Here is a 25,399-nt window from a genome sequence, read left to right on the forward strand (position 1 = left end):
CGCCGCGCCCAGCCGGGCCGGCAGCTCCGCGCCGCCGTCGGCGAGCACCAGCACGGTCAGCCGCCGGCCGCGCAGCCGGTCGGCGAACTCGGCGACCACCCGCAGCGCCGCCTCGGCGCCACCGACGTCGCTCCCGGCGTACGCGAGGGCCAGGGTTGCCCGCCGCGAGCGGTGCAGCGCGGTGGGCAGCCAGTGGTCGAGCTGGCGGACGAGCAGCTCGCGCAGGACGGCGTCGGTCGACATCCTGCCGTTCTACCCCATCACCCGTCAGGCGGGAACGGAGATCCCCACGCCGCCGCGGGTCTGCCCGCCGTAGCGCTGCCGCTCCCGGTCGAGGTCGAGCCGGCCGATCCGCTTGCGCGCGGCGAGGGCCGCGTCGTCGAGCAGGTCGGCGGGGACGATCCACACGATCTCGAACTCCAGCCCGTCGGGGTCGCGGCCGTAGAGGCTCTTGGTGGTCCCGTGGTCCGAGGCGCCCACCAGGGCGTCGGCGGCGGCCAGCCGCTCGGCGGTGGCGGCCAGCTCGTCCAGGGTGTCCAGCTCCCAGGCGAGGTGGTAGAGGCCGACCGTGGACCGGCCGGCCGGGGAGGCTCCGGCGGCCGCGCCGATCTCGAAGAGCCCGAGGTCGTGGTCGTTGGTGGAGTCGGGCGCCTGGAGGAAGGCGGCGCCGCGGAAGCCGTCCGGCGTCATCGCCACCGGGCGGAAGCCGAGCACGTCGCGGTAGAAGGCGACGCTGCGGTCGAGGTCACGGACGTAGAGGACGGCGTGGTTGAGCCGGTGGATTCCCATGACCCCGACGGTAGCGCGTTTTGGTTGAGCGTTCAACAACACGCGCTATGATGGCCGTCATGACCCGGTGGCTGGACCCCGACGAGCAGCGGACCTGGCGGGCGTTCCTCACCGCCTCCCGGGCGCTGATGGACGCCCTCGACCGCGAGCTGCAACGCGACGCCGGGATGCCGCACGCGTACTACGAGATCCTGGTCCGGCTCTCCGAGGCCCCCGACCGGCGGCTGCGGATGAGCGAGCTGGCCGACGCCACCGGCTCCTCCCGCAGCCGGCTCTCACACGCCGCCGCCCGCCTCGAGGCCGCCGGCTGGATCCGCCGGGAGGACTGCCCCACCGACCGGCGCGGCCAGCTCGCCGTCCTCACCGACGCCGGCTTCGCCACCCTGGCCGCCGCCGCGCCCGGCCACGTCGCCGGGGTACGCCGGCACCTGTTCGACGCGCTCAGCCCGGCCCAGGTCGACCAGCTGCGGCGGATCAGCGAGACGCTGGCCGAGCACCTGACCGGATCGCGACCAAACTGATCCACAGCGGGGCTTGTACTTACCGTCGTCGGATGAGCACGATGGGGCGTGTCCTCCGGCTTCGCTGACCTGACTGTCCAGGCGCACCACCTGGTGTCCGAAGGCGACCTCGCCGGTGCCCAGCGACTGCTCGCCGACGCGCTGAGCGACGCCGACCCCCGTCCCGCCAACGCCTCCGCCGAGCTGGCCGAGGCCGCCGGCCTCCAGGCCCGGGTGCTCGTCGCGCTCGGCGAGCCGCACTCCGCGCGCGGCTGGGCCGCGTTCGCGTACGCGGCGACCTCCCGGCTGTTCGGGCGCTCCGACGAGCGGACCGTCACCGCCGCCGCGACCCTGGCCGCGGTGCTGCACCGGGTCGGCAGCGACGCCCGCGCCGCCCGGCTCTACTCCGACGTCATCATCGAGCTGACCGCCCGGGACGGGCCGGAGTCACAGCGGGTGCTGGCCGCGCACGCCGACCTGGCCACCGTGGAATACGCCCGCGGCCAGTGCGACGTGGCCCGCGACCGGCTGCAGGACGCCTGGGAGCTGCACCGCGAGGTCTACGGCGACGGCCACCCCAGCGGCATCAAGATGCTGGCCAAGCTCGGCGCGATGGAACGCGACTGCGGCCGCTACGCCGAGTCCCACGAGCACCTGGCGCTCGCCGAGGAGCTGTGCCGGGAGCACCTGGCCGCCGACGACCCGCTCGCCACCCAGGTCGCCGGGCTGGCCCGGGCCGCCGCCGACCCGGACCACGTCTGCGACACGCCGGAACCGCCCGCCCGGGAGACCCCGGTGGTGCCCGCCGCCCGCGTCCCCCCGCCCGCCGAGGGCCCGCCGGACCTGCCGCCCTACCAGCCACCGACGCTCGACGACCCGGTCGAGACGCCGCTCTACCGCCCGCCGGACCGGGCCGAGGCCGCGCACGTGCCGACGCCCCGCACCCCGCCCGAGGCGGACGACGAGGCGTTCGCGGACTACCCGTGGCCGCCGGACGAGCTGGCCGAGGAGCCCTGGCGACCCGGGGAGAGCGCGCTCCCGCCGACCGTGGTCGGGCTGACCGAGCCCGAGCCCGAAGGGGTACGCCGGGTGCCCCGGGCCGCCGAACCCGCGGCGCCGTCGCGTTACCTGCCGGTGCACGTGCCCCGGCCGCCCGCCGCCGAGGGTCGGAACACGCCCTGGCTGCCGCTGGTGGTGGCCGGGGTGGTGGTGGCGCTGCTGCTCGGCACCATCGCGGTGATCGCCGGGGTGTCCCGGGTGGACGACCGGCGGGACGAACCGGAGCCCGCGCCGACCCGGTCCGCCTCCTCGACCGGCCCCACCACCGGCACGCCCAGCGCCGCCCCGGCCGCCTCCCCCGGCACCCCGCCCGGGCGGCTCACCCTGACCGACCGGCGGGACAGCATCGTGCTGAGCTGGACGTACCCGGCCGGGGCGGAGGGGCCGGTGGTGGTCGCCGGGGGCCGCTCGGGGCAGCCGCAGCGCACCTTCCTGACCCTGCCCGCCGGCTCGGCCGACTACATCGCCTACGGCCTCGACCGCACCACCGACTACTGCTTCACGGTCGCGGTGGTCTGGTCCACCGACACGGTCGCCCGGACCACCCCGGTCTGCACGAAGCGACGCCGCTGACCGGTCACTCCGGGTCGGGGTCGGCCAGCGCGGGCAGCCGTACCGTCACCCGCAGCCCCGGCGCGGCCGTCTCCGGCGCGGCGTCGGCCAGCTCGACGGCGCCACCGGCCCGCCGGACCAGCTCGCGCACGATGGCCAGGCCGAGGCCCGCGCCGCCGGCGTCGCGTCCCCGCGCGTCGTCCAGCCGGGTGAAGCGGGCGAAGACCCGCTCCCGGTCCGCCGCCGGGATGCCCGGCCCGTCGTCGGTCACCGTGACCAGGTGGTACGCCGACCCGCCGCGCTGCCGCGGCACGGCCGGCCCGGGATACGGGCCGGTGACCGCGAGCCGCACCTCGCCGTGCGCGTGCCGCAGCGCGTTCTCCACGAGGTTGACCAGCACCCGGCGCAGCTCCCCCGGGTCCCCCTCGGTCCAGAGCGGGCCGGGTGGCGGCTCATGGCGCAGCGGCGGGGACGGGTAGCGCGCGGCCACCCCGCGCAGCAGCTCACCCAGCTCCACCGGGCCGACGGCGTGCGGCGCCGGGCGGTCCGGCCGGGCCGCCTGCTCGTCGAGGCGGGCCAGCAGCAGCAGGTCGTCGACCAGGCGGCTGAGCCGCTCGGTGTCGGCGAGCAGGTTCTCCGCCACCGCCGGCCAGTCCGGGTCGCCCAGCCGCCGGGCCACCTCCAGCTCGGTGCGCATGTTGGTCACCGGGCTGCGCAGCTCGTGCGCGGCGTCGGCGACGAACGCCCGCTGCCGGTCCCGGGACGCGGCCAGCCGGTCCAGCATGTCGTTGAGGGTGACCGCCAGCCGGTGGATCTCGTCCCGCCCCGCCGGCACGGGCAGCCGCTCCGCCCCGGCCCGTCCGGTGATCTCGGCGGCCCCGCTGCGCAGCGCCTCCACCGGGCGCAGGGTCGCCCCCACCACCCGCCAGGCCACCACGGCCAGCCCGGCCACCAGCAGCGGGAAGCCGACCAGCAGCAGGTTCCGGACCACGTGCAGGCTGTGCCGGACATCGGACATCGACTTGGCCACGAGCACGGTGCGCGGCTCGTCGGTCGTGCCCGCCGGCACGGTCACCACCCGGACCGGCCCGGTGAGTCCGACCCGCCGCCCGTCCACCACCAGCCGCTGGCGTTCCCCGGCGCGCAGTTGGTCCGGGCCGAGCATCGGCACCAGCCGGTCGGCGTCGATGGAGGCGGCCCGGATCCGGCCCTGGCCGTCGACGACCTGGACGCGGAGCTGCGCGCCGGCCACCGGCAGCGGGTCGGGCAGGGCGTCCTCCGCGGCGAGCAGCGCGACCGCGTCCGCGGTCCGGAGCGCCTCGGCGTCGACCGAGCGCTGCAACGTCCACCCGAGCGCGCCGAGCAGCAGCGCCCCGCCGAGCGCGAACCCGACGACCAGGCCGACCACCCCGAGCACGAGCAGCCGGGACCGCAGCCCGAGGTCCGGCAGGAGCCCTCTGATCCGGCGCCTCATGTGGCCAGCCGGTAGCCGGCGCCGCGGACCGTCTCCAGCCGGTCCCGGCCGATCTTGCGGCGCAGGTAGCCGACGTAGACCTCGACCGCGTTCGGCGCGGTCTCCACCGACGCGTCCCAGACGTGGTCCAGCAGCTCGGTCTTGGAGACCACCTCGCCGGGGCGGCGCATCAGGTAGTCGAGCAGGGCGTACTCGCGGGTGGTCAGGGCGACCTCGGCGTCGGCCCGGGTCACCCGCCGCCGGGCCGGATCCAGGCGCAGGTCGCCGACCGCGAGCACCGCCGGGCGCTCCGGCGCGCCGCGGCGCAGCAGCGCCCGCAGCCGGGCCAGCAGCACCACGTACGAGAAGGGCTTGGTGAGGTAGTCGTCGGCCCCGCAGTCCAGCCCGTCGGCCTGGTCGTACTCGCCGTCCTTGGCCGAGAGCATGAGCACGGGCAGCCAGCGCTCCTCGGCGCGCAGCCGGCGGACCACCTCGTAGCCGGAGAGGCCGGGCAGCATCACGTCGAGGATCATCGCGTCGTAGTCGCCGTGCCGGGCGGCGTCCAGCCCGCCCGGACCGGTGGACTCGACGTCCACCACGAAGCCCTCCGCCTGCAGGCCCCGCCGCAGCGACGCGGCCAGCCGCGTCTCGTCCTCCACCACCAGCAATCGCACGGGTCAAGGGTGCCATCCGGTGACACCCCCTAGGGAATCTCCTCAGCGCCCTCACAGCGACCCTGGTGCAGCATCTACCGTCAGGAGGTGCACACCATGTCCGTACTGAAGAACCGCGCCGTACTGCGCTGGCTGGTCCCGGTGACCGCGGGGGTCGCCGTGATCGGGGGCGGCGCCGCTGTCGGCACGTTCGCCGCCGCGGCCGACCCGGCGCTGCCGCCGCGTACCGCCGCCCAGCTCCTGGATGACCTGCGTACGTCCCGCCTCGACGGGCTCTCCGGCACCGTGGTGCAGCGCGCCGACCTCGGGCTGCCGCCGATCGCCGAGCTGGCCGGGAAGGCCGGCGGGAACGAGCTGGCCAGCCTGATCAGCGGCACGCACACCATCCGGGTCTGGTACGCCGGCCCGGACCGCCAGCGGCTCGCCCTGGTCGACACGCTCGGCGAGCGGGACGTGCTGCGCAGCGGGCGCGACGTCTGGACCTGGAGCAGCCGGGACAACGCCGCGTCGCACCGGACGCTGCCGGCGGAGGGGAAGGACCTCGACACCGCGCCGGCCACCCCGGCCGACGCCGCCGACCGGGCGCTGGCCGCGATCGACCCGAGCACGGCCGTCACCGTCGGCCGCTCCGCCACCGTCGCCGGGCGCAGCGTCTACGAGCTGGTGCTGACGCCGCGCGACCGGGACTCGCTGGTGCACCAGGTGCGGATCGCGCTGGACGCGAAGGAGCACGTGCCGCTGCGCTTCGAGGTGCTCGCCGACGGGGCGGACGAGCCGGCGTTCGAGGTGGCGTTCACCCAGGTCGACTTCCGCACCCCGGACGCCGATCAGTTCCGGTTCAACCCGCCGCCGGGCGTGACGGTCACCGAGGAGTCGGCGGGCGAGGGGCACGGGCCGGCCGGGAAGCGCCCCGCGGGCCGGGGCGAGGACCGGCCGGACGTGCGTACCGTCGGCACCGGCTGGACCACCGTGCTGGTCGCGAAGATCGACGCGGCCGGCGGCGCGACGGGCGCGAAGCCGGGCGAGGCGGCCGGACCGGACGCGGAGGCGCTGTCGAAGGTGCTCGGCGGGCTCCAGCGGGTGAGCGGTGACTGGGGCAGCGGCCGGCTGCTCACCGGCAAGCTGTTCAGCGTGCTGCTCACCGACGACGGCCGGGTGCTGGCCGGGCTGGTCACGCCGGAGCGGCTGTACCAGGCGGCGAAGGGCTGAGATCCGCGAACGGACCCGTCGGGGTCCGGCCGGCGTGACGCCGGCGCTGAGATGCGCAACGGACCCGTGGGGTCCGGTCGGCGGGACGCCGACCGGACCCCACTTTCGTGTGCGAGCCTTCGGTGTGACGTCGTGGCGGGCGGCCGGCGAGGCTTGGTCCGGCGGGCGGCCACGCGGTATCTTTCTCAGTTCAAACACAAAAAGGAACGGCCCGAAAGCCATTCCTGCCGCAATTCTAGCCATGAGGAGCCGGCTTGTCAACGCACTCCGACGTGTCGGGTGAGCTGCACCAGGGCGACGAGATCGGTCCCGAGCAGGAGTACGTCTCGATGCTCTACGACCGGCTGGACGGCATGCGGGACCAGGCCGCCCGGCGGCTCACCGAGGAGCTGCGCACGACCGGCGGCACGTTGCAGGACCGTTCGCAGCGCGACTCCGCCGTGCGGATGTACGCCGACCAGGTCGAGCAGTACGCCGCGGTGGAGACCGGCCTCTGCTTCGGCCGCCTCGACGGCGACGACGACTCGAGCCGCTACGTCGGCCGGATCGGCATCTTCGACACCTCCGGCGACTACGACCCGCTGCTGATCGACTGGCGCGCCCCGGCCGCCCGCGCCTTCTACCTGGCGACCGCCGCCAACCCGCAGGGGGTACGCCGCCGCCGGCACCTGCGTACCCGGGAGCGGAAGGTCACCGGCCTCAACGACGAGGTGCTGGACATCGCCGCCGCCTCCCCCACCGCCCACGAGGAGGTGACCGGCGAGGCGTCCCTGCTCGCCGCGCTGAACGCCGGGCGTACCGGACGGATGCGCGACATCGTCGAGACCATCCAGGCCGAGCAGGACCGGATCATCCGGGCCGACCTGCCGGGGGTCATGGTGGTGCAGGGCGGGCCGGGCACCGGCAAGACCGCGGTGGCGCTGCACCGGGCCGCGTACCTGCTCTACACCCACCGGCAGCAGCTCTCCACCCGGGGCGTGCTGCTGGTCGGCCCGAACGCCACCTTCCTGCGCTACATCTCCCAGGTGCTGCCGGCGCTGGCCGAGACCGGCGTGCTGCTGCGTACCCAGGCCGACCTCTTCCCCGGCGTGCACGCCGGGCGCACCGAGCCGGCGGCGACCGCGGCGCTGAAGGGGCGGGCCGTGCTGGCCGAGGTGCTCGCGAACGCCGTCCGGGACCGGCAGTGGGTGCCGGAGGAGCCGCTGGAGATCGAACTGCCCCAGCGGGAGATCCTCACGCTCGACCCGGAGACCGTGCGCCAGGCGCGGGACCGGGTCCGGCGCACCGAGCGCCCGCACAACCTGGCCCGGGCGCTGTTCGACATCGAGATCGTGCACGCGCTCGCCGACCAGGTGGCCGAGCGGATCGGCGCCGACCCGCTCGGCGGGGAGAACCTGCTCTCCGAGGCCGACCGGGCCGAGATCCGCCGGGAGCTGCGCGACGAGCCGGAGATCCGGTCCGCGCTGGACGAGCTGTGGCCGGTGCTCACCCCGCAGCGGCTGCTCGCCGACCTGTACGCCTCCCCGGAGCGGATCGCCGCCGCCGCGCCGATGCTCACCGACGCCGAGCGGGCCGCGCTGCACCGGGAGCCGGGCGGCTGGACGCCGGCCGACGTGCCGCTGCTCGACGAGGCGGCCGAACTGCTCGGCGAGGACGAGCGCGCCGCCGCGGCCCGCCGGGAGCGGATCCGCGCCCTGGAACGGGAGTACGCCGAGGGCGTGCTGGAGATCTGGCGCGGTTCCCGCTCGATCGACGTGGAGGACGAGGCGGACGGCGGCGAGATCCTCGGCGTCACCGACCTCATCGACGCCGACCGGCTCTCCGAGCGGCAGGAGGAGGCCGAGCGGCTCACCACCGCGCAGCGCGCCGCCGCCGACCGGACCTGGGCTTTCGGGCATGTGATCGTCGACGAGGCGCAGGAGCTGTCGCCGATGGCCTGGCGGCTGCTGATGCGCCGCTGCCCGAGCCGGTCGATGACGATCGTCGGGGACGTGGCGCAGACGGGCGCGCTCGCCGGTACGCCGTCCTGGCAGGCGGCCCTGGCGCCGTACGTGGCGGACCGGTGGCGGCTGGAGGAGTTGACGGTCAGCTACCGCACCCCGGCCGAGATCATGGCGGTCGCCGCCGAGGTGCTCGCCGAGATCGACCCGGCGCTGCGCCCACCCCGCTCGGTACGCGCCAGCGGCGTGCCGCCGTGGGACCGGTCCGTCGCGGCGGACCGGCTCACCACCGAGCTGGTCGAGGCGACCGCCCGGGAGGCGGCCGGGCTGGCCGACGGCCGGCTCGGGGTGATCGTGCCGGCGGGCCGGGTGGCCGAGCTGGGCGCGGCGGTCGTCGCCGCGCTGCCGGAGGCGACCGTCGGCGAGCAGCCGGAGCTGGCGAACCGGGTGGTGGTGCTCACCACCGAGCAGGCCAAGGGACTGGAGTTCGACTCGGTGCTGGTGGTGGACCCGGACCGGATCGTCGCCGAGTCCCCGCGCGGCCACAGCGACCTCTACGTGGCCCTCACGCGCGCCACCCAGCGCCTCGGCATCCTCCGCACCACCTGACCCACTCCGGCGCATGCGGAAGGGGGCGGCCGTGGCCGCCCCCTTCGTCGTCGGTGTCCGGGGTCAGCCCGGGTTGGCCTTGTCGTTGGTGAAGTTGCCGACCTGGCTGCCGCTCGACGAGGCGTCGCTGGTCGAGCCGCCGGCCGGGGTGCTCAGGCCGCCGGTGGTGGCGTCACCCGTGGTGGTCGGGGCCACCTTGCCCCGGTGCCGCTCCGGCTGGCGGGCCAGCCGGCGGACGCTCGCCGGGCCGGCGGTGCCGCCGGTCGTGGTCACCGCACCCTGGCCCCGGGTGGGACCGCCGTCGCGCAACACGTTCGGGTCGACCGGGGCGTGCGCCGGATCGTCCGGATCCTCCTCCTGGATCACCCGCAGCACGTCGGTCTGCGGCACGGTGACCTCGTCGAGCGCGCCCTCGCCGTAGACGCCGCCGGCGACCCGCTCCTCGGCCCGTCGGGCGGCGTCCTGCCGCATGTCGTCCTCACGCACGTCAACCACCTCGCAGATCTCTCGGGATCGTCGTTGCGTGCCCGACGACCGGCGGCTGAAACCGGCCGGCCCGGACGGCCTGAGCGGCGCCGGTTCCGTACCCGGATGTCGGTTTCGGTGTCGGTGCCGTGCCCGGGATGTCGGGCTCAGCGGCGAGCCGGCGGCGGTCCCACGCGGTCCTCCTATCCGGCCGGGGACCGGTGTTACCTCGCCGGGGCCCCGGGTAGACGGAGGGTGCCCCCGCCACAGTGCGCGAACCGTGCCGTGGCCGACCTGCGGCAGCGGGGCGGGAGGTGTGCAGAGAACGACTCATCAAATCCTGAGGAGGACCAGATGAGCACGCAGGCTGCATCCACCAGGCCGATGAACCGGCCGGCGCAGGACATGTCCAACCGGGCCGCGATGCAGGAGACGCCGACCCGCCCGATGCCGATGATGCACGACGGTCAGCGGCAGGCGATCCAGTCGCCCGGCACCGAGACCAAGCCGTCGTTCGCGACGACCGAATTCTGGGTCTACGTCGCGTCCGTGGCGGCCGTCCTGGTGGCGTCCTACCTGGTCGGCAAGAACTCGGTCGGGGTGGACATCTTCCGCGCCCCGCAGGCCTGGTTCTTCATCACGCTGCTGACCATCGGTTACCTCGGTAGCCGCGGTCTGGCCAAGGCCGGAAGCAACTTCCGCAGCGGTGAGGAGCGCAAGGCCCGGCACTGACCGGAGCCACACCTGAGACGACGATGCCCCCGGGGGAACCGCCCCGGGGGCATCGTCGTCTGCCGTCACTCCCCGCCGAAGTCCCCGAAGTCACCGAAGTCGCCCTCGAAGGCGTCCTCGATCAGCTCACCGGCGACCAGGCCGCCCGCCACGCCGAGCGCGGCGCCCGCCACCATCCCGCCCATACCGGAGCCACGGTGGCCGTGGTGCCCGTGCGGGGCGCCGAAGCCGTGCGCGCGCAGGTTGCCGTACCGCGAGGTGGTCTCCCGGAGCCAGCCGTCGACCACCTGGGCCCAGTCGGTCCGGCCCGCGTCGCTGTGCGGGACGGCGTACCGGCCGAAGGCGTCGTGCCCGGCGCTGAGGAAGCCGCCACGCTTGTCGCACTCCAGGATCACCTCGACGCCCTGCTGGCTGGTGACGAAGGTCAGCTCGACCTCGTTGATCGCCCCGGCGTACTGCGGCGCCGCGAAGAACTCGATCTCCTGGTAGAAGGGGAGCGTCTGCTGCACGCCCCGGATGTGCCCGCGCTCCAGGTCGGCGTGCTTGAAGCGGAAGCCGAGCGCCTGGAAGGCGTCGAGGATCCGCTCGTGGATCGGCAGCGGGTGCACCGCGACCTGGTCCAGGTCGGACTTGTCCACGGCCCGGGCCACCGCCAGCTCGGTCCGCAGGCCCATGGTCATGCCGTGCAGCCGCTGGCCGTAGACGTCGGTGACCGGGGTCTCCCACGGGACGGGGAGCTGGAACGGGATGGACAGCTGCTGCTTCGGGGCGAGCTGGAGCGGGCCACTCACCGCCATCCGGTGGAACTCCATGACGCCGGCGTACTCGGTGTCCCCGCCCTCGATCTCGACCCGGGTGACCAGGCCGACGGTGATCTGCTCGATGCTCGCCGGCGCGTCGCCGCCGACCAGGTTGACGTGCCCGTCCAGGGTCAGGCCCGGCCGGGTGTTCGGGTTGGTCAGCACCGTGTCGACGCTCGGGCCGCCCACGCCGAACGCGCTCAGCATCTTCTTGAAGACCATCGCCACTCCGCTCCCACCGTCGGCGCGCTCCACCGTGGAGCGGGCCAAGGGCACCCTAACCTGGGCGGCTGTGAAGTGCCTGAAAGCCGAGGCGGGTCAGTCGACGTCGACCACGATCAGCTCGCCCACCTGCTCGCCGATCTGCCGGCGCCCGTCCGGCGGCAGTCCGGCGTCGGTGATGAGCAGGTCGGCCTCCTCCAGCGGGGCGATGGTGGCGATGCCGATGGTCTCCCACTTGGTGTGGTCGGCGAGCACGACCAGTCGCCGGGCCGCGCCGATGAGCCGCCGGTTGACCGCCGCCTCCAGCAGGTTCGGGGTGGTGAACCCGGTGCGCGGGCTCATCCCGTGCACGCCAAGGAAGAGCAGGTCGACGTTGAGCGCGGCGATGGCCGCCTCGGCCACCGGCCCGGTCAGCGCGTCCGAGGGGGTACGGATGCCGCCGGTCAGTACGACCGTCTGGTCGGCGCGCGGGGTCTGGTAGAGGGCGTCGGCGACCGGGATCGAGTTGGTGACCACGGTCAGCCCCCGGACGTCGGCCAGCCGGGCGGCCAGCGCGGCGGTGGTGGTGCCGGCGGAGAGCGCGATGGCCATGCCGGGCTCCACCAGGCCGGCGGCCCGCTCGACGATGGCCCGCTTCTCGGCCTGCTGCCGGATCGACTTGGCCGCGAACCCCGGCTCCTCGGCCGAGCCGGGACCGGCCAGCGTCGCTCCCCCGTGGACCTTGTCGACCAGGCCCCGCTCGGCGAGCACCTCCAGGTCCCGCCGGATGGTCATGTCCGACACCCCGAAGCGGCTGACCAGGTGGCTGACCCGGACGCCGCCGCGCTGGCGGATCAGCTCCAGGATGGCGCTCTGCCGTTGCTGAGCGAGCATGAGTCCTCCTTGGCGCGCAAGCGGCACGGTACGCGTGGTCAGACGGCCTCGGGATGGACCGGGGGCTCCTCACGGACCACCGCCACCTCCCCCGCGCCGACCACCAGCTCGCCGTCGCACCGGCCGCCGCCGAGCAGTTCGGCGCCGGTGACCGCCAGCCGGGCCTCGGCGTCCGTGTGGTTGATGACGAACAGCCAGCTCCGGTCGGCGTCCCGGCGGCGGACCACCTCCACCCCCTCCGGCGCGGTCGCCGCCGGCCGGGCGCCCGACTCGGCGAGCAGCCGGGCGACCAGCCGGTCGGTGGCCGGCTGGTCGAGCCGGGTGCCGAGGTACCAGGCCGCGCCCGCGCCGACCGCGTGCCGGGTCAGCGCCGGCACCCCGGGCAGCGGCCCGTCGGCGTACGCGGCGAGGACCTCGGCGCCCTCGGCGTGCAGCCACTCGGTCCACACGTCGGCGGTCGTGCCGTCGTCGAGGCGGACCGACTCGCCGGCCCGGAGCGGGAAGAACTCCTCGGTGCGTACGCCGAGCAGGTCGCGGAACGCGCCCGGGTAGCCGCCGAGCCGGATGTGGTCGTGCTCGTCGACGATGCCGCTGAAGTACGTGACCAGCGCGGTCCCGCCCGCCTCGACGTAGCGGCGCAGCGCGTCTGCGTCGGCGTCGCGGACCAGGTAGAGGGTGGGCGCCAGGACCAGCCGGTAGCGGGACAGGTCGACCGACGGGTGCACCACGTCGGCGGTGACCCCGGCCCGCCAGAGCGCGCCGTGCAGCGCGGTGAGCCGGTCGGTGTAGGTGACGTCGACGCTGGGGTGGGAGTCGAGTTCGGCGCCCCACCACGCCTCGTAGTCGAAGAGGATGGCCACGTCGGCGTCGACCCGGCTGCCGCGTACCTCGGCCAGGGCCTCCAGGTCGGCGCCGAGCCGGCAGACCTCGCGGAACACCTTGGTCTCCGGGCCGGCGTGCGGCACCAGCGCGGAGTGGAACTTCTCCGCCCCGGCCCGGGAGGCCCGCCACTGGAAGAACAGCACCCCGTCGGCGCCGCGCGCCACGTGCGCGAGGCTGTTGCGGCGCAGCTGGCCGGGGGTCTTGGCGACGTTGCGCGGCTGCCAGTTCACGGCGCTGGTGGAGTGCTCCATGAGCAGCCAGGGCTCGCCGCCGGCGACGCCCCGGGTGTGGTCGGCGGCGAGCGCCAGGCCGACCTGCGGCTGCGGGTCGGCCGCGGTGAGGTAGTGGTCGTTGGCGACCACGTCCACGTCGGCGGCCCAGGAGTGGTAGTCGAGGTACTTGATGCCGGTGCCGATCATGAAGTTCGTGGTGACGGGCTGGGTGGTGAGCCGGGCCAGCAGTTCCCGTTCGGCGCGCAGTTGGGCGCGCTGCTCGTCGGAGGAGAAGCCCAGGAAGTCCAGCTGCTGGGTGGGGTTGGCGAAGGTCGGCGCGGTCCGCGGCGGGTTGACCTCGGCCCAGTCGTGGTAGCGCTGGCTCCAGAACGCGGTGCCCCAGGCGGCGTTGAGCGCGTCCAGGTCGCCGTAGCGCTCGCGCAGCCAGCGGCGGAACGCGTCGGCGCTGACGTCGCAGTAGCAGTGCACGTTGTGGCAGCCCAGCTCGTTGGAGACGTGCCACATGACGACGGCCGGGTGGTCGGCGTACCGGCCGGCGACGGCCTCGACCAGGGCGAGCGAGCGCTCGCGGAACACCGGTGAGCTGGGACAGTACGCCTGCCGCCCGCCGGGCCAGAGGATGGTGCCGTCGGCGCGGCGGGGCAGCGTCTCCGGGTGCCGGTGGGCCAGCCAGGGCGGCGGGCTGGCGGTGGCGGTGGCCAGGTCGACGCTGATCCCGCCGTCGTGCAGCAGGTCGAGCGACCGGTCCAGCCAGCCGAACTCGAAGCGGCCGGGAGCGGGTTCCAGCAGGGCCCAGGAGAAGATCCCGACCGACACCAGGTTGACCCCGGCCCGGCGCATCAGCTCGACGTCCTCGGCCCAGGTCTCCTCGGGCCACTGCTCCGGGTTGTAGTCGGCGCCGTACCAGATGCGCTCGCCGTGCCAGTTCCGCATGACAGCAGAGGGTGCCCCCGACCGGCACCCAAGTCAACACTTTCCAACATCGACAGAAATTCCAACGTTTACCGCCGCATCCCCGTGTCACAACTGGGTTATCGCTGTCCTTCTGCCCTCTTGACAGCACCGAACCAAGGGGTAGCTTCAACCGCCACCGGCTGTTTGTGTTCGGACATGTGGATTCACGGTGGATCTACGTCGGTCGACGCGAACACCGATCCCCCGCCACCCGTCACGGCCCTTGGGCGCAGCGCACCTCTTCCAAGCAGGAGGCACAATGTCCCGTCCCCGCTCGCAAGCCGAGTACCTCGCCCGACTCGTACCCCCGTCCGTCGCCGGCCTGAACCGCCGCTCGCTGCTGGCCGGCGCGGCCGGCACCGGCGCGCTGCTCGGCACGGGACTGCTCGCCGGCTGCGGATCCGACTCCGACTCCGGCGGCGCGGACGCCAAGACCGTGTCGCTCGGGTCGAACCAGTCGGACCCGAAGCCGAAGGACGTCATCGCCAAGGTGATGGACGGCTACAAGACCTCGTCCGGGGTCACCGTCAACATCAACACGGTCGACCACAACACGTTCCAGGAGAACATCAACAACTACCTGCAGGGCAAGCCGGACGACGTGTTCACCTGGTTCGCCGGCTACCGGATGCGGTTCTTCGCGGCCAAGGGCCTGGCCGGCGACCTCAGCGACGTGTGGGGCAAGCTCTCCGGCTACTCCGACGCGTTCAAGAAGGCGTCCACCGGCGACGACGGCAAGCAGTACTTCGTGCCGGCCTCGTACTACCCGTGGGCGGTCTTCTACCGCAAGTCGGTGTGGCAGCAGCGCGGCTACCAGGTGCCCAAGACCCTGGACGAGCTGAACACCCTCGGCGCGCAGATGAAGAAGGACGGCCTGAACCCGATCGCCTTCGCCGACAAGGACGGCTGGCCGGCGATGGGCACCTTCGACATCCTCAACCTGCGGATCAACGGCTACCAGTTCCACATCGACCTGATGGCCGGCAAGGAGGCGTGGACCTCCGACAAGGTCAAGAAGGTCTTCGACACCTGGGCCGGGCTGCTGCCGCTCCACCAGCCGGACTCGCTGGGCCGCACCTGGCAGGAGGCCGCCCAGTCGCTGCAACAGAAGAAGAGCGGCATGTACCTGCTCGGCCTCTTCGTCGCCCAGCAGTTCAACAACGACGAGCAGGACGACCTCGACTTCTTCACCTTCCCCGAGGTCGACTCGACCATCGGCGCGAAGGCCCTGGACGCGCCGATCGACGGCTACATGATGGCCCGCAAGCCGAAGTCCGAGGGCGCCGCCAAGAAGCTGGTGGAGTACCTGGGCTCCAAGGACGCCGCGAACATCACCGTCAAGAACGACCCCAGCACGCTGGTCGCCAACACCGGCGGCGACACCAGCGGCTACACCGCGCTCCAGAAGAAGGCCGCGGAGCTGGTCGGCTCGGCCACCGAGATCGCCCAGTTCCTCGACCGGGACACCCGCCCGGACTTCGCCTCGACGGTGATGATCCCGGCAATCCAGCAGTTCATCAAGAACCCGAAGGACATCAGCGGGCTGCTCACGAGCATCGAGAACCAGAAGAAGTCGATCTTCACCAGCTGACGGCGGAAGGGGGAGGACACCATGTCCGACCTGCCCCTGATCCAAGCGGATCGCGCCGTGCCGCCGCCGGCCGCGACCACCACCACGCGTGGTCGCGGCCGCCGGCTACGGCTCCTGTCCCGCACCGACCGCGTGGTGATCACGCTGATGGTGCTGGTACCCCTGCTGCTCGTCGTCGGCCTGGTCTGGCTGCCGGCGGCGGCGACCGTGCTGCTCTCCGGCACCGACTGGGACGGCATCGGCCCGCTGGGCGAGATCGACTGGGTCGGTCTGAAGAACTACGACGACGTGGTGAACATCTACCCGCCGTTCGTGCCGGCGGTGCAGAACAACCTGCTCTGGCTGGCCGCCCTCTTCGTGGTGGCCACCCCGTTCGGGATGTTCCTCGCCGTGCTGCTCGACAAGGAGCTGCGCGGCAGCCGGTTCTACCAGACCGCGCTCTACCTGCCCGTGGTGCTCTCGCTGGCGCTGATCGGCTTCGTCTGGCAGCTCATCTACAGCCGCGACCAGGGCCTGCTCAACGCCCTGCTCGGCACCCAGACCGACTGGTACGGCGACCCGAACGTGAACATCTGGGCGGTGCTCTTCGCCGCCGGCTGGCGACACGTCGGCTACATCATGCTGCTCTACCTGGCCGGCCTGAAGGGCGTCGACCCGTCGCTCCGCGAGGCCGCCGCCGTGGACGGCTCCTCGGAGGCCAGCACCTTCTTCCGTGTGGTCTTCCCCGTGATGCGGCCGATCAACATCATCGTGCTGGTGGTGACGGTGATCGAGTCGCTGCGCGCCTTCGACCTCGTCTGGGTCATCAACAAGGGCCGCAACGGCCTGGAGCTGCTCTCCGCGCTGGTCACCCAGAACGTGGTGGGCGAGGCGAGCCGGATCGGCTTCGGCTCGGCGCTGGCGACCATCATGCTGGTCGTCTCCCTGGTCTTCATCACCCTCTACCTGTTCACCGTGATGCGGGAGGACCGGCGATGAGCAGCGCGACCCTGACCCGTACGCCGGACACCGCGGCGCCGTCCGCCCGCCGCCGGCCGCTGCGGCCCGCCCGGGTGGTCCTGCACGTCTTCCTCGCCGCCGTGGCGGTCGGCTGGCTCTTCCCGATCCTCTGGGCGGTGCTCACCTCGCTGCGCTCGTACGAGTACACGGCCACCCACGGCTACGTCTCGTTCGGCGGCTGGACCCTCGACAACTACGTCACCGCGTGGCGGACCGCCGAGTTCGGCAAGCACTTCCTCAACTCGGTGTACATCACCGTCCCGGCCGTGCTGCTGACCCTCTTCCTCGCCTCCTGCGTGGCGTTCGTGATCGCCCGGTTCAGCTGGAAGCTCAACATCGCGCTGCTCGGCCTGTTCACCGCGGCGAACCTGCTGCCCCAGCAGGCCCTGCTCATCCCGCTGTTCCGGATGTTCACCGAGGTCCCGCTGCCGGCCTGGATGAGCGACTCGGAGCTGCTCTACGACAGCTACTGGGGCCTGATCCTGGTCAACGTGGCGTTCCAGTGCGGCTTCTGCGTCTTCGTGCTGAGCAACTACATGAAGGCCCTGCCGCACGAGCTGTACGAGGCGGCGATGGTCGACGGGGCGAGCGTCTGGCGGCAGTACTGGCAGGTGACCATGCCGCTGTGCCGGCCGGCCCTGGCCGCGCTGGCGACGCTGGAGGTGACCTGGATCTACAACGAGTTCTTCTGGGCCACCGTGCTGATGCGCACCGGCGACAAGTTCCCGGTGACCAGCTCGCTGAACAACCTGCGCGGCGAGTTCTTCACCGACAACAACCTCGTCTCGGCCGGCTCGGTGCTGGTCGCCATCCCCACCCTGGTCATCTTCTTCCTGTTGCAGAAGCAGTTCGTCCGGGGCCTCACCCTGGGAGCGTCGAAGGGATGATCGTCCATTTGCGCCGCGCGCGGACCAGCCTGGTGCTCGACGCGCGCGGCCCCGGCCTGCCCCGCGTCGTGCACTGGGGCGCCGACCTCGGGCCGCTGCCCGTCGACGACCTGCCCGCGCTGGTCGACGCCACCGTCCCGCCCGTGGTGCCGAGCAGCTTCGACGCGCCGACCGTGCTGTCGCTGCTGCCCGAGGCGAGCGCCGGCTGGAGCGGCCGGCCCGGCCTGGCCGGGCACCGGGACGGCCGGAACTGGTCGACCTCCTTCCGCCTCACCGGGCTGGACGTCGCCGACGATCTGCCCGCCGCCCCGGATCCGAGCCGCGTGACGGCGGGCGGGGACGCGGTGCGCGTATCCGAGGAGGAGCGGGACCACGGCGCGGCCGGGGCCGCGCGGGTGACCGTGCGGGCCGCGGACCCGGGCGCCGGGTTGTCCCTGACCGTCGAGATCGCCCTGAGCGCGGCGGGGCTGCTCACCGTGCGGCACCGGCTGCGCAACGACGGCGACCGGCCCTACGAGTTACGCGAGCTGGCACCGGTGCTGCCGGTGCCGGCGGTCGCCACCGAACTGCTCGACCTGACCGGGCGCTGGTGCCGGGAGCGCGCGCCGCAGCGGCACCGGTGGCCGATGGGCGCCTGGGTCCGCGAGGGGCGGCACGGCCGGACCGGGCACGACGCCACCCTGCTGCTGGTCGCCGGCACCCCCGGATTCGGTTTCGGGCACGGCGAGACGTGGGCGGTGCACACCGCGTGGAGCGGGGACCACGTCACGGTCGCCGAGCGCCGGCCGACCGGCGAGGCCACCCTCGGCGGCGGTGAGCTGCTCACCCCCGGCGAGATCCTGCTCGGCCCGGGCGAGGAGTACGTCACTCCCCTGCTGTACGCGGTGCACTCCGCCGACGGGCTGGACGGGCTCAGCGACGTGCTGCACACCCACCTGCGGGGCCGCCCGCAGCACCCGCGCGGCCCGCGCCCGGTGACGCTGAACGTCTGGGAGGCGGTCTACTTCGACCACGAACTGGACCGGCTCCGGGGTCTCGCCGACCGGGCCGCCGAGGTGGGCGTGGAACGCTTCGTGCTCGACGACGGCTGGTTCCGCGGCCGGCGGCACGACCGGGCCGGGCTCGGCGACTGGTGGGTCGACGACGACGTCTGGCCGGACGGGCTGCAACCGCTCATCGACCACGTCCGCGCGCACGGCATGCAGTTCGGGCTCTGGGTCGAGCCGGAGATGGTCAACCCGGACTCGGACCTGTTCCGGGCCCACCCGGACTGGGTGCTCCAGGCGCCCGGCCGGCTGCCGCCCGAGTGGCGGCACCAGCAGGTGCTCGACCTGGCCCACCCCGACGCGTACGCCCACCTGCTGGACCGGCTCGACGCGGTGCTGCGCGAGCACGACGGGATCGCGTACCTCAAGTGGGACCACAACCGGGACCTCACCGAGGCCGGGCACGCCGGACGGCCGGGGGTGCACGCGCAGACCGTGGCGGTCTACCGGCTCCTCGACGAGCTGCGCGCCCGGCACCCCGGCCTGGAGATCGAGAGCTGCTCGTCCGGCGGGGCCCGGGTCGACCTGGAAATCCTGCGGCGGACCGACCGGATCTGGGCCAGCGACTGCAACGACGCCCTGGAACGGCTCTCGATCCAGCGCTGGACCGGGCTGCTGCTCCCGCCGGAGCTGATCGGCACCCACATCGGACCGGAGCGCTCGCACACCACCCACCGCGTGCACGACCTCGGCTTCCGCGCGGTCACCGCGCTCTTCGGCCACCACGGCATCGAGTGGGACATCAGCGGGATCAGCGCGACCGAGCGGATCGAACTCGCCGCCTGGGTGGCGCTGCACAAGCGGCTCCGCCCGCTGCTGCACGGCGGGCGGGTGGTCCGGGTCGACCACCCGGACCCGGCCGTGCAGGCCCACGGCGTGGTCGCCCACGACCGCTCCCACGCGGTGTACGCGGTCTCCCGGCTGGCCACCTCGGCGGCGCAGGTGCCGGGCGCGGTCCGGCTGCCGGGGCTGGACCCGTCCCGGCGCTACCTGGTCCGTCCGCCCGAGGGGGTGCCGGAGCCGGCGCTGCTGGAACTGGCCCCGCCGGGGTGGCTCGCCTCGGGCGGCGGGGTGACGCTGAGCGGGCAGGTGCTCGGCTCCGTCGGGCTGCAACTGCCCGCCCTGCACCCGGAGCAGGCGTTGCTGCTGGAAGTCGCGGCCGTAGAATGAGGGCCGGCGACACGGCACCGGCCCTCGGCCTCCCGCAGAGACGGATGGACAAGCCAGTGTCCGCTCGTACGGCGGACACCGGCGACGGCGTGGGTACCAACAGAAGTTTCTGAGATTCTTACTCGACGGATGTCGAGCGGCGGGGTGGCAGCTTCTACCGGAGGGTGGAAGCATCGACAATCGGTGCTCGGGCGTGAGGAGCCAACCGTGAAGTACATGCTGCTGATGCAGTTCAGCGCCGCCGGGACCGACTTCCCCTCGATCGACACCTGGACTCCCGAGGAGATCCAGGCGCACATCGGCTTCATGCGGGAGGTCAACGCGAAGCTGGCCGCGGACGGGGAATTCGTGCAGGCCGAGGGCCTGGGCGGGCCGCAGCAGGCGCGGATCGTCCGGGCCGGCGAGAACGGCGCGCCGGTGGTCACCGAGGGGCCGTTCGCCGAGACCAAGGAGTTCCTGGCCGGCTGGTGGATCGTCGACTGCGAGACGCCGCAGCGGGCCGTGGAGATCGCCGCGCACATCTCCACCGCGCCGGGGCCGGGCGGGCGGCCGCTGAACATGCCGATCGAGGTGCACCCCGTCATGTCGGCACCGCCGCAGGAGCTCTGACCCCTGGGCGTCCCGGACCACACCGTCGAGGACCTGCTGCGCGAGCTGGCGCCGCAGGTCCTCGGCGTGCTCGCGCGCCGGTTCGGCGACTTCGCCACGGCCGAGGACGCCGTGCAGGAGGCGCTGCTGGCCGCGGCCACGCAGTGGCCCGTCGAAGGGCTGCCGGACCATCCGCGCGGCTGGCTCGTGCAGGTCGCGTACCGTCGGATGATCGAGCTGGTCCGGGGCGAGGCGGCCCGCCGCGACCGGGAGGACCGGGCCGCCCGGCGCGGCGGCGACGACCGGCGGACCGCGCCGGCCGCCGACGAGCCGCTGACCGCGGAGCGGGACGACACCCTGGTGCTGCTCTTCCTCTGCTGCCACCCCACCCTCTCCACGGCGTCGGCCATCGCGCTGACCCTGCGCGCGGTCGGCGGGCTCAGCACCGCCGAGATCGCCCGCGCCTTCCTGGTCCCCGAGGCCACCATGGCGCAGCGGATCAGCCGCGCCAAGCAGCGCATCAAATCCTCCGGCCTGCCGTTCCGGATGCCGGCCGAGGAGGAGCGGCAGGCCCGGCTCGCCGCGGTGCTGCACGTCCTCTACCTGATCTTCACCGAGGGGCACACCGCGAGTCTCGGCGCCGACCTGCGCCGGGTCGACCTCTCCGAGGAGGCGATCCGGCTCACCCGGGCCATGCACGCGCTGCTGCCCGCGGACAGCGAGGTGGCCGGGCTGCTCGCCCTGATGCTGCTCACCGACGCCCGGGCCGCCGCCCGGACCGGCCCGTCCGGCGAACTGATCTCCCTGGCCGACCAGGACCGGTCCCGGTGGGACGCCACCGCGATCGCCGAGGGGACCGCGCTGGTCACCCGGGCGATGGCCCGGGGGCCGGTCGGGCCCTACCAGCTCCAGGCCGCCATCGCCGCCCTGCACGACGAGGCGCCGACCGCGGAGCGGACCGACTGGCCGCAGATCCTCGCCCTCTACCAGGTGCTGGAGCGCCTGGCCGAGAGCCCCGTGGTGTCGCTCAACCGGGCCGTGGCGACCGCCATGGTGCACGGCCCGGCCGCCGGGCTGGACGCCCTCGCCGCGCTGGCCGCCGACCCCCGGCTCACCGACCACCACCGCCTCGACGCGGCCCGGGCCCACCTCTACGAGATGGCCGGCGACCGGGACGCGGCCGTGGCGCACTACCGGGCCGCCGCCGGCCGCACCACCAGCCGCCCCGAGCAGGAGTACCTGCTGATGCGGGCGGCCCGCCTGGCGAACCCGGGCTGACCGCCGGGGCGTACCGGAAAGGGTGGTGGCCGGGTCCGTGCGGACCCGGCCACCGGTGGTGCGTCGGCGCTCAGCTGGCGGTGCAGGTCACCGCGGGGACCGCGTTGCTGCCGTTCCAGCTGCCGATGAAGCCGAACGAGGTGCTGGCCCCGGCGCCGAGCCGGCCGTTGTAGTCGACGTTGCGGGCGGTGTACGCCGAGCCGCTGCCGCTGACCGTGGCGTTCCACGACTGGCTGACGGTCTGGCCGTTGGCGAACGTCCACTTCGTCGTCCAGCCGTTGATCGCCGCCGCGCCGGCGGTCACCTTGACCTCACCCTGGAAGCCGCCCTGCCAGGAGTTGACGATCGTGTAGCCGGCGGTGCAGCCGGCCGGGGGCGGGGTGGGGCCGCCGGTCGGGCTGGTGGTCGGGCTCGGGCTGGTGGTGGGGCTCGTGGTGGGGCTCGGCGAGGTGCCGGCGAAGACCGAGGCCTCCCTGGCGGTGGCCCTGATGCCGTTGGCCCCGTTGAAGATCCGCTGGCCCCAGCTGGTGAGCTGGTTCGGGTCGAAGTTGGTGACCATGTCGAGGTACTCGACGCCGCCGCCGTTGCCGCTCCACGACCAGCCGAGGTAGCCGATCCCGTTGGCCTGGCTGTAGGCCATGATGGTGTCCTCGTCCGGGTTGCCGTCGGAGTGGTTGAAGCCGAACTCGCCGACCACGATGGGCAGCCCGGTGGTGCGGAACCGGCCCAGGTAGTCGGTGATCTCGGCGGCGGTGTCGAAGACGCCGTACATGTGGATCGAGAAGACGGTGTTCTTCTGCGGGTCGGCGGCGAAGACCGAGCCGGCGTTGTCGCGCATGGTGAAGGACCAGTCCTGACCCCAGTTCGGGGCGTCCACCATGATCGTGTGGGTCAGGCCGCCGGCGCGCAGCCGCTTGATCGCGTTGGCGGTGTCGGTGGCCCAGGTGCCGTAGCCCTGGTTGCCGTACGGCTCGTTGCCGATGTTGACGATGACGTACTTCTCCTGGCCCTGCAGGGCGCTGGCGATGCTGAGCCAGTAGTCGACCGCCCGGTCCAGGGTGATGGCGCCGCTCTGCTCGCCGTACCCGGTGGTGTCGTGCACCTCCAGGACGCAGATCAGCCGGTTGGCCTTGCAGAGCGAGATGACGTTGGTGACGTCGGCGGCGCTGTTCCTGGTCCAGCGGTCGCCGCTGGCCAGCACCACCCGGACGGTGTTCGCCCCGAGCGCCTTGATGTTGGCGAACGAGGAGGTCTGCTGCGGGTACCAGGTGTGCGCGTGGTTGACCCCGCGCATGACGAACTCGGTGCCGTTGGCGTCGTAGAGCTTGCCGCCCGCGACAGAGAAGCCGGCGGCGGCGTGCGCCGGCTGCCCGAAGGTGAACACGGCGGCGAGGACCGTCAGCAGGGCGGCGCCCGCGACGGAGAGCAACTTCTTCATGGCTGTCCTCAGGGAGGTCTCCCCCGTGCCCAGGTGGGGGTGCGGTGATGGTGACGAGGGCGTGGCGACTGAGCCCGACAGCCGCCGCCCGACTCCCGGCGGACGCAGGCATCAGCGTAGGGCGATGGGACGCGGAAGGCAACCGGTTAAGCTGATCGCCCGTTCGGGGTGGCGTCCTGTGACGGCCCATGTCGCCACGAGCCGCCACAGGGGCGGTCATCCCCACCACAGGATGGTGCGCCACCCGGCCTGAACCGGTTAAGCCGGACTGTAGGCAGCATCCCCGTCGGCGTCAAGACGCCCGGCCACCGAAGCGGACACCAGGGTTGACCGCCGCTGCGCGGGGTATCCGGTGACGATCCGCCCGGAAGGAGATGCGTCATGGTCAACGTCGGCTACACCCTCATGTGCGAACAGGCCGGCCCCAAGCAACTGGTCGACCACGCCGTCCGGGCCGAGGCCGCCGGCTTCGACCACCTCGTCATGTCCGACCACTACTACCCGTGGCTGGACTCGCAGGGCCACTCCCCGTACGCCTGGTCGGTGCTCGGCGCGGTCGCCCACGCCACCAGCCGGGCCGAGTTGCTCTCCTTCGTGACCTGCCCGATCCGGCGCTACCACCCCGCCGTGGTGGCGCAGAAGGCCAGCACGGTCGGGGTGCTCTCGGACGGGCGGTTCACCCTCGGCCTCGGCGCCGGGGAGAACCTCAACGAGCACGTGGTGGGCGGCTGGCCGCACGTGCAGCAGCGGCACGAGATGTTCGAGGAGGCGCTCCAGATCATCCGGCCGCTGCTCAACGGCGAGACGCTGACCTTCTCCGGCAACCACTTCGACGTGCCCGACGCCTACGTCTGGGACCGGCCGGAGCGGCCCGTGCCGATGGCCGTGGCCGCCTCGGGCCGGCAGTCCGCCACCCTCGCCGCCGAGTACGCCGACGCCATGATCGCCACCGACCCGCTGCCGCACCTGGTCGAGATGTACGAGGACGCCGGCGGCGCGGGCCGCCCCCGCTACGGGCAGGTGGCCATCTGCTACGGCCCCGACGAGGCCGAGTGCCGCAAGATCGTGCACGACCAGTTCCGCTGGTTCGGCCTGGGCTGGAAGGTCAACGCGGACCTGCCCGGCCCGGACGCCTTCGCGGCGGCCACCCAGTTCGTCCGCGAGGAGGACGTGGCCGAGGGCATCCCCTGCGGGCCGGACGTGGACCGGCACGTCGAGGCGTTCAAGAAGTTCGTCGACGCGGGGTTCACCCACGTGGCGCTGGTCCAGGTCGGCGGGGACAGCCAGCCGATGTTCCTGGACTGGGCCCAGGAGGAACTGCTGCCCCGGCTGCGCGAGCTGTGACCGGCCCCGCGGTGCGGCCGTCGCCACCGGGGCGCTTCGGGCCCGCGGAGCTCCGGCTGGCCCTCGCGGCACCCCGGCCGGCCGCCGGCCTGACCAGCGAGTTCCGGCTGGTCAACGGGCTGCGCACGCACACCCGCCGGTCGGCCGACCCCGGCGGCGACGGAACCCCGATCGTGTTGGTGCACGGCCTCGCCGTCTCGCACCGCTACCTCACCCCGCTGGCGCTGGCCCTGTCGGCCACCCACCCGGTGTACGTGCCGGACCTGCCGGGCTTCGGGCTGACCGAGCGTCCCGGCACGGCGTACGACGTGCCCCGGCACACCGCGTTCCTCACGGAATGGCTGGCCGCGTACCGGCTGGGGCCGGTCTGCCTGCTCGGCCACTCGTTCGGCGCGGAGGTGGCCGCCGCGCTCGCCGCCCGCCGGCCCGACCTGGTCCACGCGCTGGTGCTGGCCGGCCCGACCAGCGACCCGGCCGCCCGGTCCCGGCGTGGCCAGGTCGGGCGGTGGCTGGTGGACACCCTGCGGGAGGCGAAATGGCAGGCGCCCATCCTGCTCCGCGACGTCCTCGACGCGCGCCCCCGGCGGGTGCTCGCCACCCTGTCCCACTCGGTACGCAACACCATCGAGGCGGACCTGGTCCGGATCACCGTGCCGACGCTGGTGCTGACCGGCGCCCGGGACCCGGTCGTCCCGGCCGGCTGGCGGGCGGAGGCGGCCCGCCTGGTTCCGGACGCCCGGACGGCCGCCGTGCCGGGGGCCGCGCACAACGTCGCCACCACCGCCCCGGGTCCGGTCGCCGAGGCGATCCGCGACCTGCTGGCGCCCGTCCTGCAAAGGTGAGTCCATGCGCATCGGAAACACGGAGATCCGGCCCGTCGGCGGCGGCCTCGGCTGCCTGCTGATGATCCTCTTCTCGATCCTCGCCTCAGTCGTGCTGACCGTGCTGCTGAACCTGCTCGTCTAGAGCGCCCGCGCCCGCGCCCGTGCCCGCGTCGCCGCGGACCGGGGGCCAGGCGACTCAGCGGCGCAGCCCCAGGGCGGTCAGGACCTCGCGTACGGCGCGCCGGGCGGGGTCCAGCACCGCGCGGCGCAGCCAGCGGACGGCCGGCG

21 protein-coding genes and 1 pseudogene are annotated in these 25,399 nt (G+C 73.6%); 13 read left to right on the plus strand and 9 right to left on the minus strand.

The window, feature by feature from the left end:
• Together B0E53_RS13765 and B0E53_RS13770 are read right to left on the minus strand one after the other, a co-directional pair.
• A pseudogene (locus B0E53_RS13765) lies at positions 1 to 243 on the minus strand (hypothetical protein); the annotation flags it as partial.
• Positions 244 to 267: 24 nt separating this feature from the next.
• Positions 268 to 789 (minus strand): VOC family protein, encoded by a 522-nt coding sequence (locus B0E53_RS13770; protein ID WP_107076436.1) that lies wholly within the window; start codon positions 787 to 789, stop codon positions 268 to 270.
• A gap of 50 nt (positions 790 to 839) precedes the next feature.
• Between B0E53_RS13770 and B0E53_RS13775 the strand changes: the two genes are divergently transcribed.
• A complete protein-coding gene (locus tag B0E53_RS13775; protein ID WP_107076454.1) occupies positions 840 to 1,310 on the plus strand; it encodes a MarR family transcriptional regulator in 471 nt (156 codons plus the stop codon).
• A gap of 48 nt (positions 1,311 to 1,358) precedes the next feature.
• Positions 1,359 to 2,921, plus strand: a complete 1,563-nt coding sequence (locus B0E53_RS13780; RefSeq protein WP_107076437.1) for a tetratricopeptide repeat protein — start codon at positions 1,359 to 1,361, stop codon at positions 2,919 to 2,921.
• 4 nt (positions 2,922 to 2,925) lie between these two features.
• Here B0E53_RS13780 and B0E53_RS13785 read toward each other — a convergent pair whose 3' ends face one another.
• Together B0E53_RS13785 and B0E53_RS13790 are read right to left on the minus strand one after the other, a co-directional pair.
• A complete protein-coding gene (locus B0E53_RS13785) occupies positions 2,926 to 4,374 on the minus strand; it encodes a HAMP domain-containing sensor histidine kinase (RefSeq protein WP_107076438.1) in 1,449 nt (482 codons plus the stop codon).
• Entirely contained in the window at positions 4,371 to 5,027 is a 657-nt protein-coding gene (locus tag B0E53_RS13790; protein WP_091311316.1) for a response regulator transcription factor, read from the minus strand. The genes B0E53_RS13785 and B0E53_RS13790 overlap by 4 nt, the downstream gene beginning before the upstream one ends.
• 96 nt (positions 5,028 to 5,123) lie before the next feature.
• Here B0E53_RS13790 and B0E53_RS13795 point away from each other — a divergent pair, with 96 nt between their 5' ends.
• Together B0E53_RS13795 and B0E53_RS13800 are read left to right on the plus strand one after the other, a co-directional pair.
• Positions 5,124 to 6,236, plus strand: a complete 1,113-nt coding sequence (locus B0E53_RS13795) for a sigma-E factor regulatory protein RseB domain-containing protein (protein ID WP_107076439.1) — start codon at positions 5,124 to 5,126, stop codon at positions 6,234 to 6,236.
• A gap of 329 nt (positions 6,237 to 6,565) precedes the next feature.
• Positions 6,566 to 8,785, plus strand: a complete 2,220-nt coding sequence (locus tag B0E53_RS13800; protein ID WP_210406056.1) for an AAA family ATPase — start codon at positions 6,566 to 6,568, stop codon at positions 8,783 to 8,785.
• A gap of 63 nt (positions 8,786 to 8,848) precedes the next feature.
• Here B0E53_RS13800 and B0E53_RS13805 read toward each other — a convergent pair whose 3' ends face one another.
• Complete coding sequence (locus B0E53_RS13805) at positions 8,849 to 9,271, minus strand: hypothetical protein (RefSeq protein WP_107076441.1); 423 nt, start codon at positions 9,269 to 9,271, stop codon at positions 8,849 to 8,851.
• Between the two features lie 333 nt (positions 9,272 to 9,604).
• Here B0E53_RS13805 and B0E53_RS13810 point away from each other — a divergent pair, with 333 nt between their 5' ends.
• Positions 9,605 to 9,982: a hypothetical protein gene (locus B0E53_RS13810; RefSeq protein ID WP_107076442.1), complete on the plus strand. Its 378-nt coding sequence runs from the start codon at positions 9,605 to 9,607 to the stop codon at positions 9,980 to 9,982.
• Between the two features lie 65 nt (positions 9,983 to 10,047).
• Here B0E53_RS13810 and B0E53_RS13815 read toward each other — a convergent pair whose 3' ends face one another.
• The 3 genes from B0E53_RS13815 to B0E53_RS13825 form a co-directional block, all read right to left on the minus strand.
• A complete protein-coding gene (locus tag B0E53_RS13815; RefSeq protein ID WP_107076443.1) occupies positions 10,048 to 11,004 on the minus strand; it encodes a sporulation protein in 957 nt (318 codons plus the stop codon).
• Between the two features lie 96 nt (positions 11,005 to 11,100).
• Positions 11,101 to 11,877, minus strand: coding sequence for a DeoR/GlpR family DNA-binding transcription regulator (locus B0E53_RS13820; RefSeq protein WP_107076444.1), 777 nt, complete (start codon positions 11,875 to 11,877; stop codon positions 11,101 to 11,103).
• A 38-nt stretch (positions 11,878 to 11,915) separates the two neighbouring features.
• Positions 11,916 to 13,925: a beta-galactosidase gene (locus B0E53_RS13825; RefSeq protein WP_107076445.1), complete on the minus strand. Its 2,010-nt coding sequence runs from the start codon at positions 13,923 to 13,925 to the stop codon at positions 11,916 to 11,918.
• A gap of 280 nt (positions 13,926 to 14,205) precedes the next feature.
• On the opposite strand from B0E53_RS13825, the gene B0E53_RS13830 reads away from it, so the two are divergent.
• From B0E53_RS13830 to B0E53_RS13855, 6 genes are all read left to right on the plus strand, one after another.
• The gene (locus B0E53_RS13830) at positions 14,206 to 15,537 is read left to right on the plus strand and encodes an ABC transporter substrate-binding protein (protein ID WP_107076446.1); all 1,332 of its coding nucleotides are present in this window, start codon (positions 14,206 to 14,208) and stop codon (positions 15,535 to 15,537) included.
• Between the two features lie 21 nt (positions 15,538 to 15,558).
• Positions 15,559 to 16,515 (plus strand): sugar ABC transporter permease, encoded by a 957-nt coding sequence (locus B0E53_RS13835; protein WP_107076447.1) that lies wholly within the window; start codon positions 15,559 to 15,561, stop codon positions 16,513 to 16,515.
• Positions 16,512 to 17,423: a carbohydrate ABC transporter permease gene (locus tag B0E53_RS13840; RefSeq protein WP_107076448.1), complete on the plus strand. Its 912-nt coding sequence runs from the start codon at positions 16,512 to 16,514 to the stop codon at positions 17,421 to 17,423. The genes B0E53_RS13835 and B0E53_RS13840 overlap by 4 nt, the downstream gene beginning before the upstream one ends.
• The gene (locus B0E53_RS13845) at positions 17,420 to 19,639 is read left to right on the plus strand and encodes an alpha-galactosidase (RefSeq protein ID WP_107076449.1); all 2,220 of its coding nucleotides are present in this window, start codon (positions 17,420 to 17,422) and stop codon (positions 19,637 to 19,639) included. Before B0E53_RS13840 ends, B0E53_RS13845 begins: the two co-directional genes overlap by 4 nt.
• 216 nt (positions 19,640 to 19,855) lie before the next feature.
• Positions 19,856 to 20,248 carry a YciI family protein gene (locus tag B0E53_RS13850; RefSeq protein WP_210406057.1) on the plus strand — a complete coding sequence of 131 codons (393 nt, stop codon included), beginning with the start codon at positions 19,856 to 19,858 and terminating at the stop codon, positions 20,246 to 20,248.
• 3 nt (positions 20,249 to 20,251) lie between these two features.
• Positions 20,252 to 21,505: a sigma-70 family RNA polymerase sigma factor gene (locus tag B0E53_RS13855; RefSeq protein ID WP_107076451.1), complete on the plus strand. Its 1,254-nt coding sequence runs from the start codon at positions 20,252 to 20,254 to the stop codon at positions 21,503 to 21,505.
• Between the two features lie 70 nt (positions 21,506 to 21,575).
• Here B0E53_RS13855 and B0E53_RS13860 read toward each other — a convergent pair whose 3' ends face one another.
• Positions 21,576 to 22,943, minus strand: coding sequence for a cellulase family glycosylhydrolase (locus B0E53_RS13860; RefSeq protein ID WP_107076452.1), 1,368 nt, complete (start codon positions 22,941 to 22,943; stop codon positions 21,576 to 21,578).
• Between the two features lie 381 nt (positions 22,944 to 23,324).
• Here B0E53_RS13860 and B0E53_RS13865 point away from each other — a divergent pair, with 381 nt between their 5' ends.
• On the plus strand, positions 23,325 to 24,287 hold the full coding sequence (locus B0E53_RS13865; protein WP_107076453.1) for a TIGR03557 family F420-dependent LLM class oxidoreductase: 963 nt from the start codon (positions 23,325 to 23,327) through the stop codon (positions 24,285 to 24,287).
• Positions 24,284 to 25,129, plus strand: coding sequence for an alpha/beta hydrolase (locus B0E53_RS13870; protein ID WP_246835390.1), 846 nt, complete (start codon positions 24,284 to 24,286; stop codon positions 25,127 to 25,129). Before B0E53_RS13865 ends, B0E53_RS13870 begins: the two co-directional genes overlap by 4 nt.
• Positions 25,130 to 25,399: the final 270 nt, after the last annotated feature.

The sequence above is a fragment of the Micromonospora sp. MH33 genome, assembly GCF_003013775.1.
Classification (GTDB): Bacteria; Actinomycetota; Actinomycetes; order Mycobacteriales; family Micromonosporaceae; genus Micromonospora; species Micromonospora fulviviridis.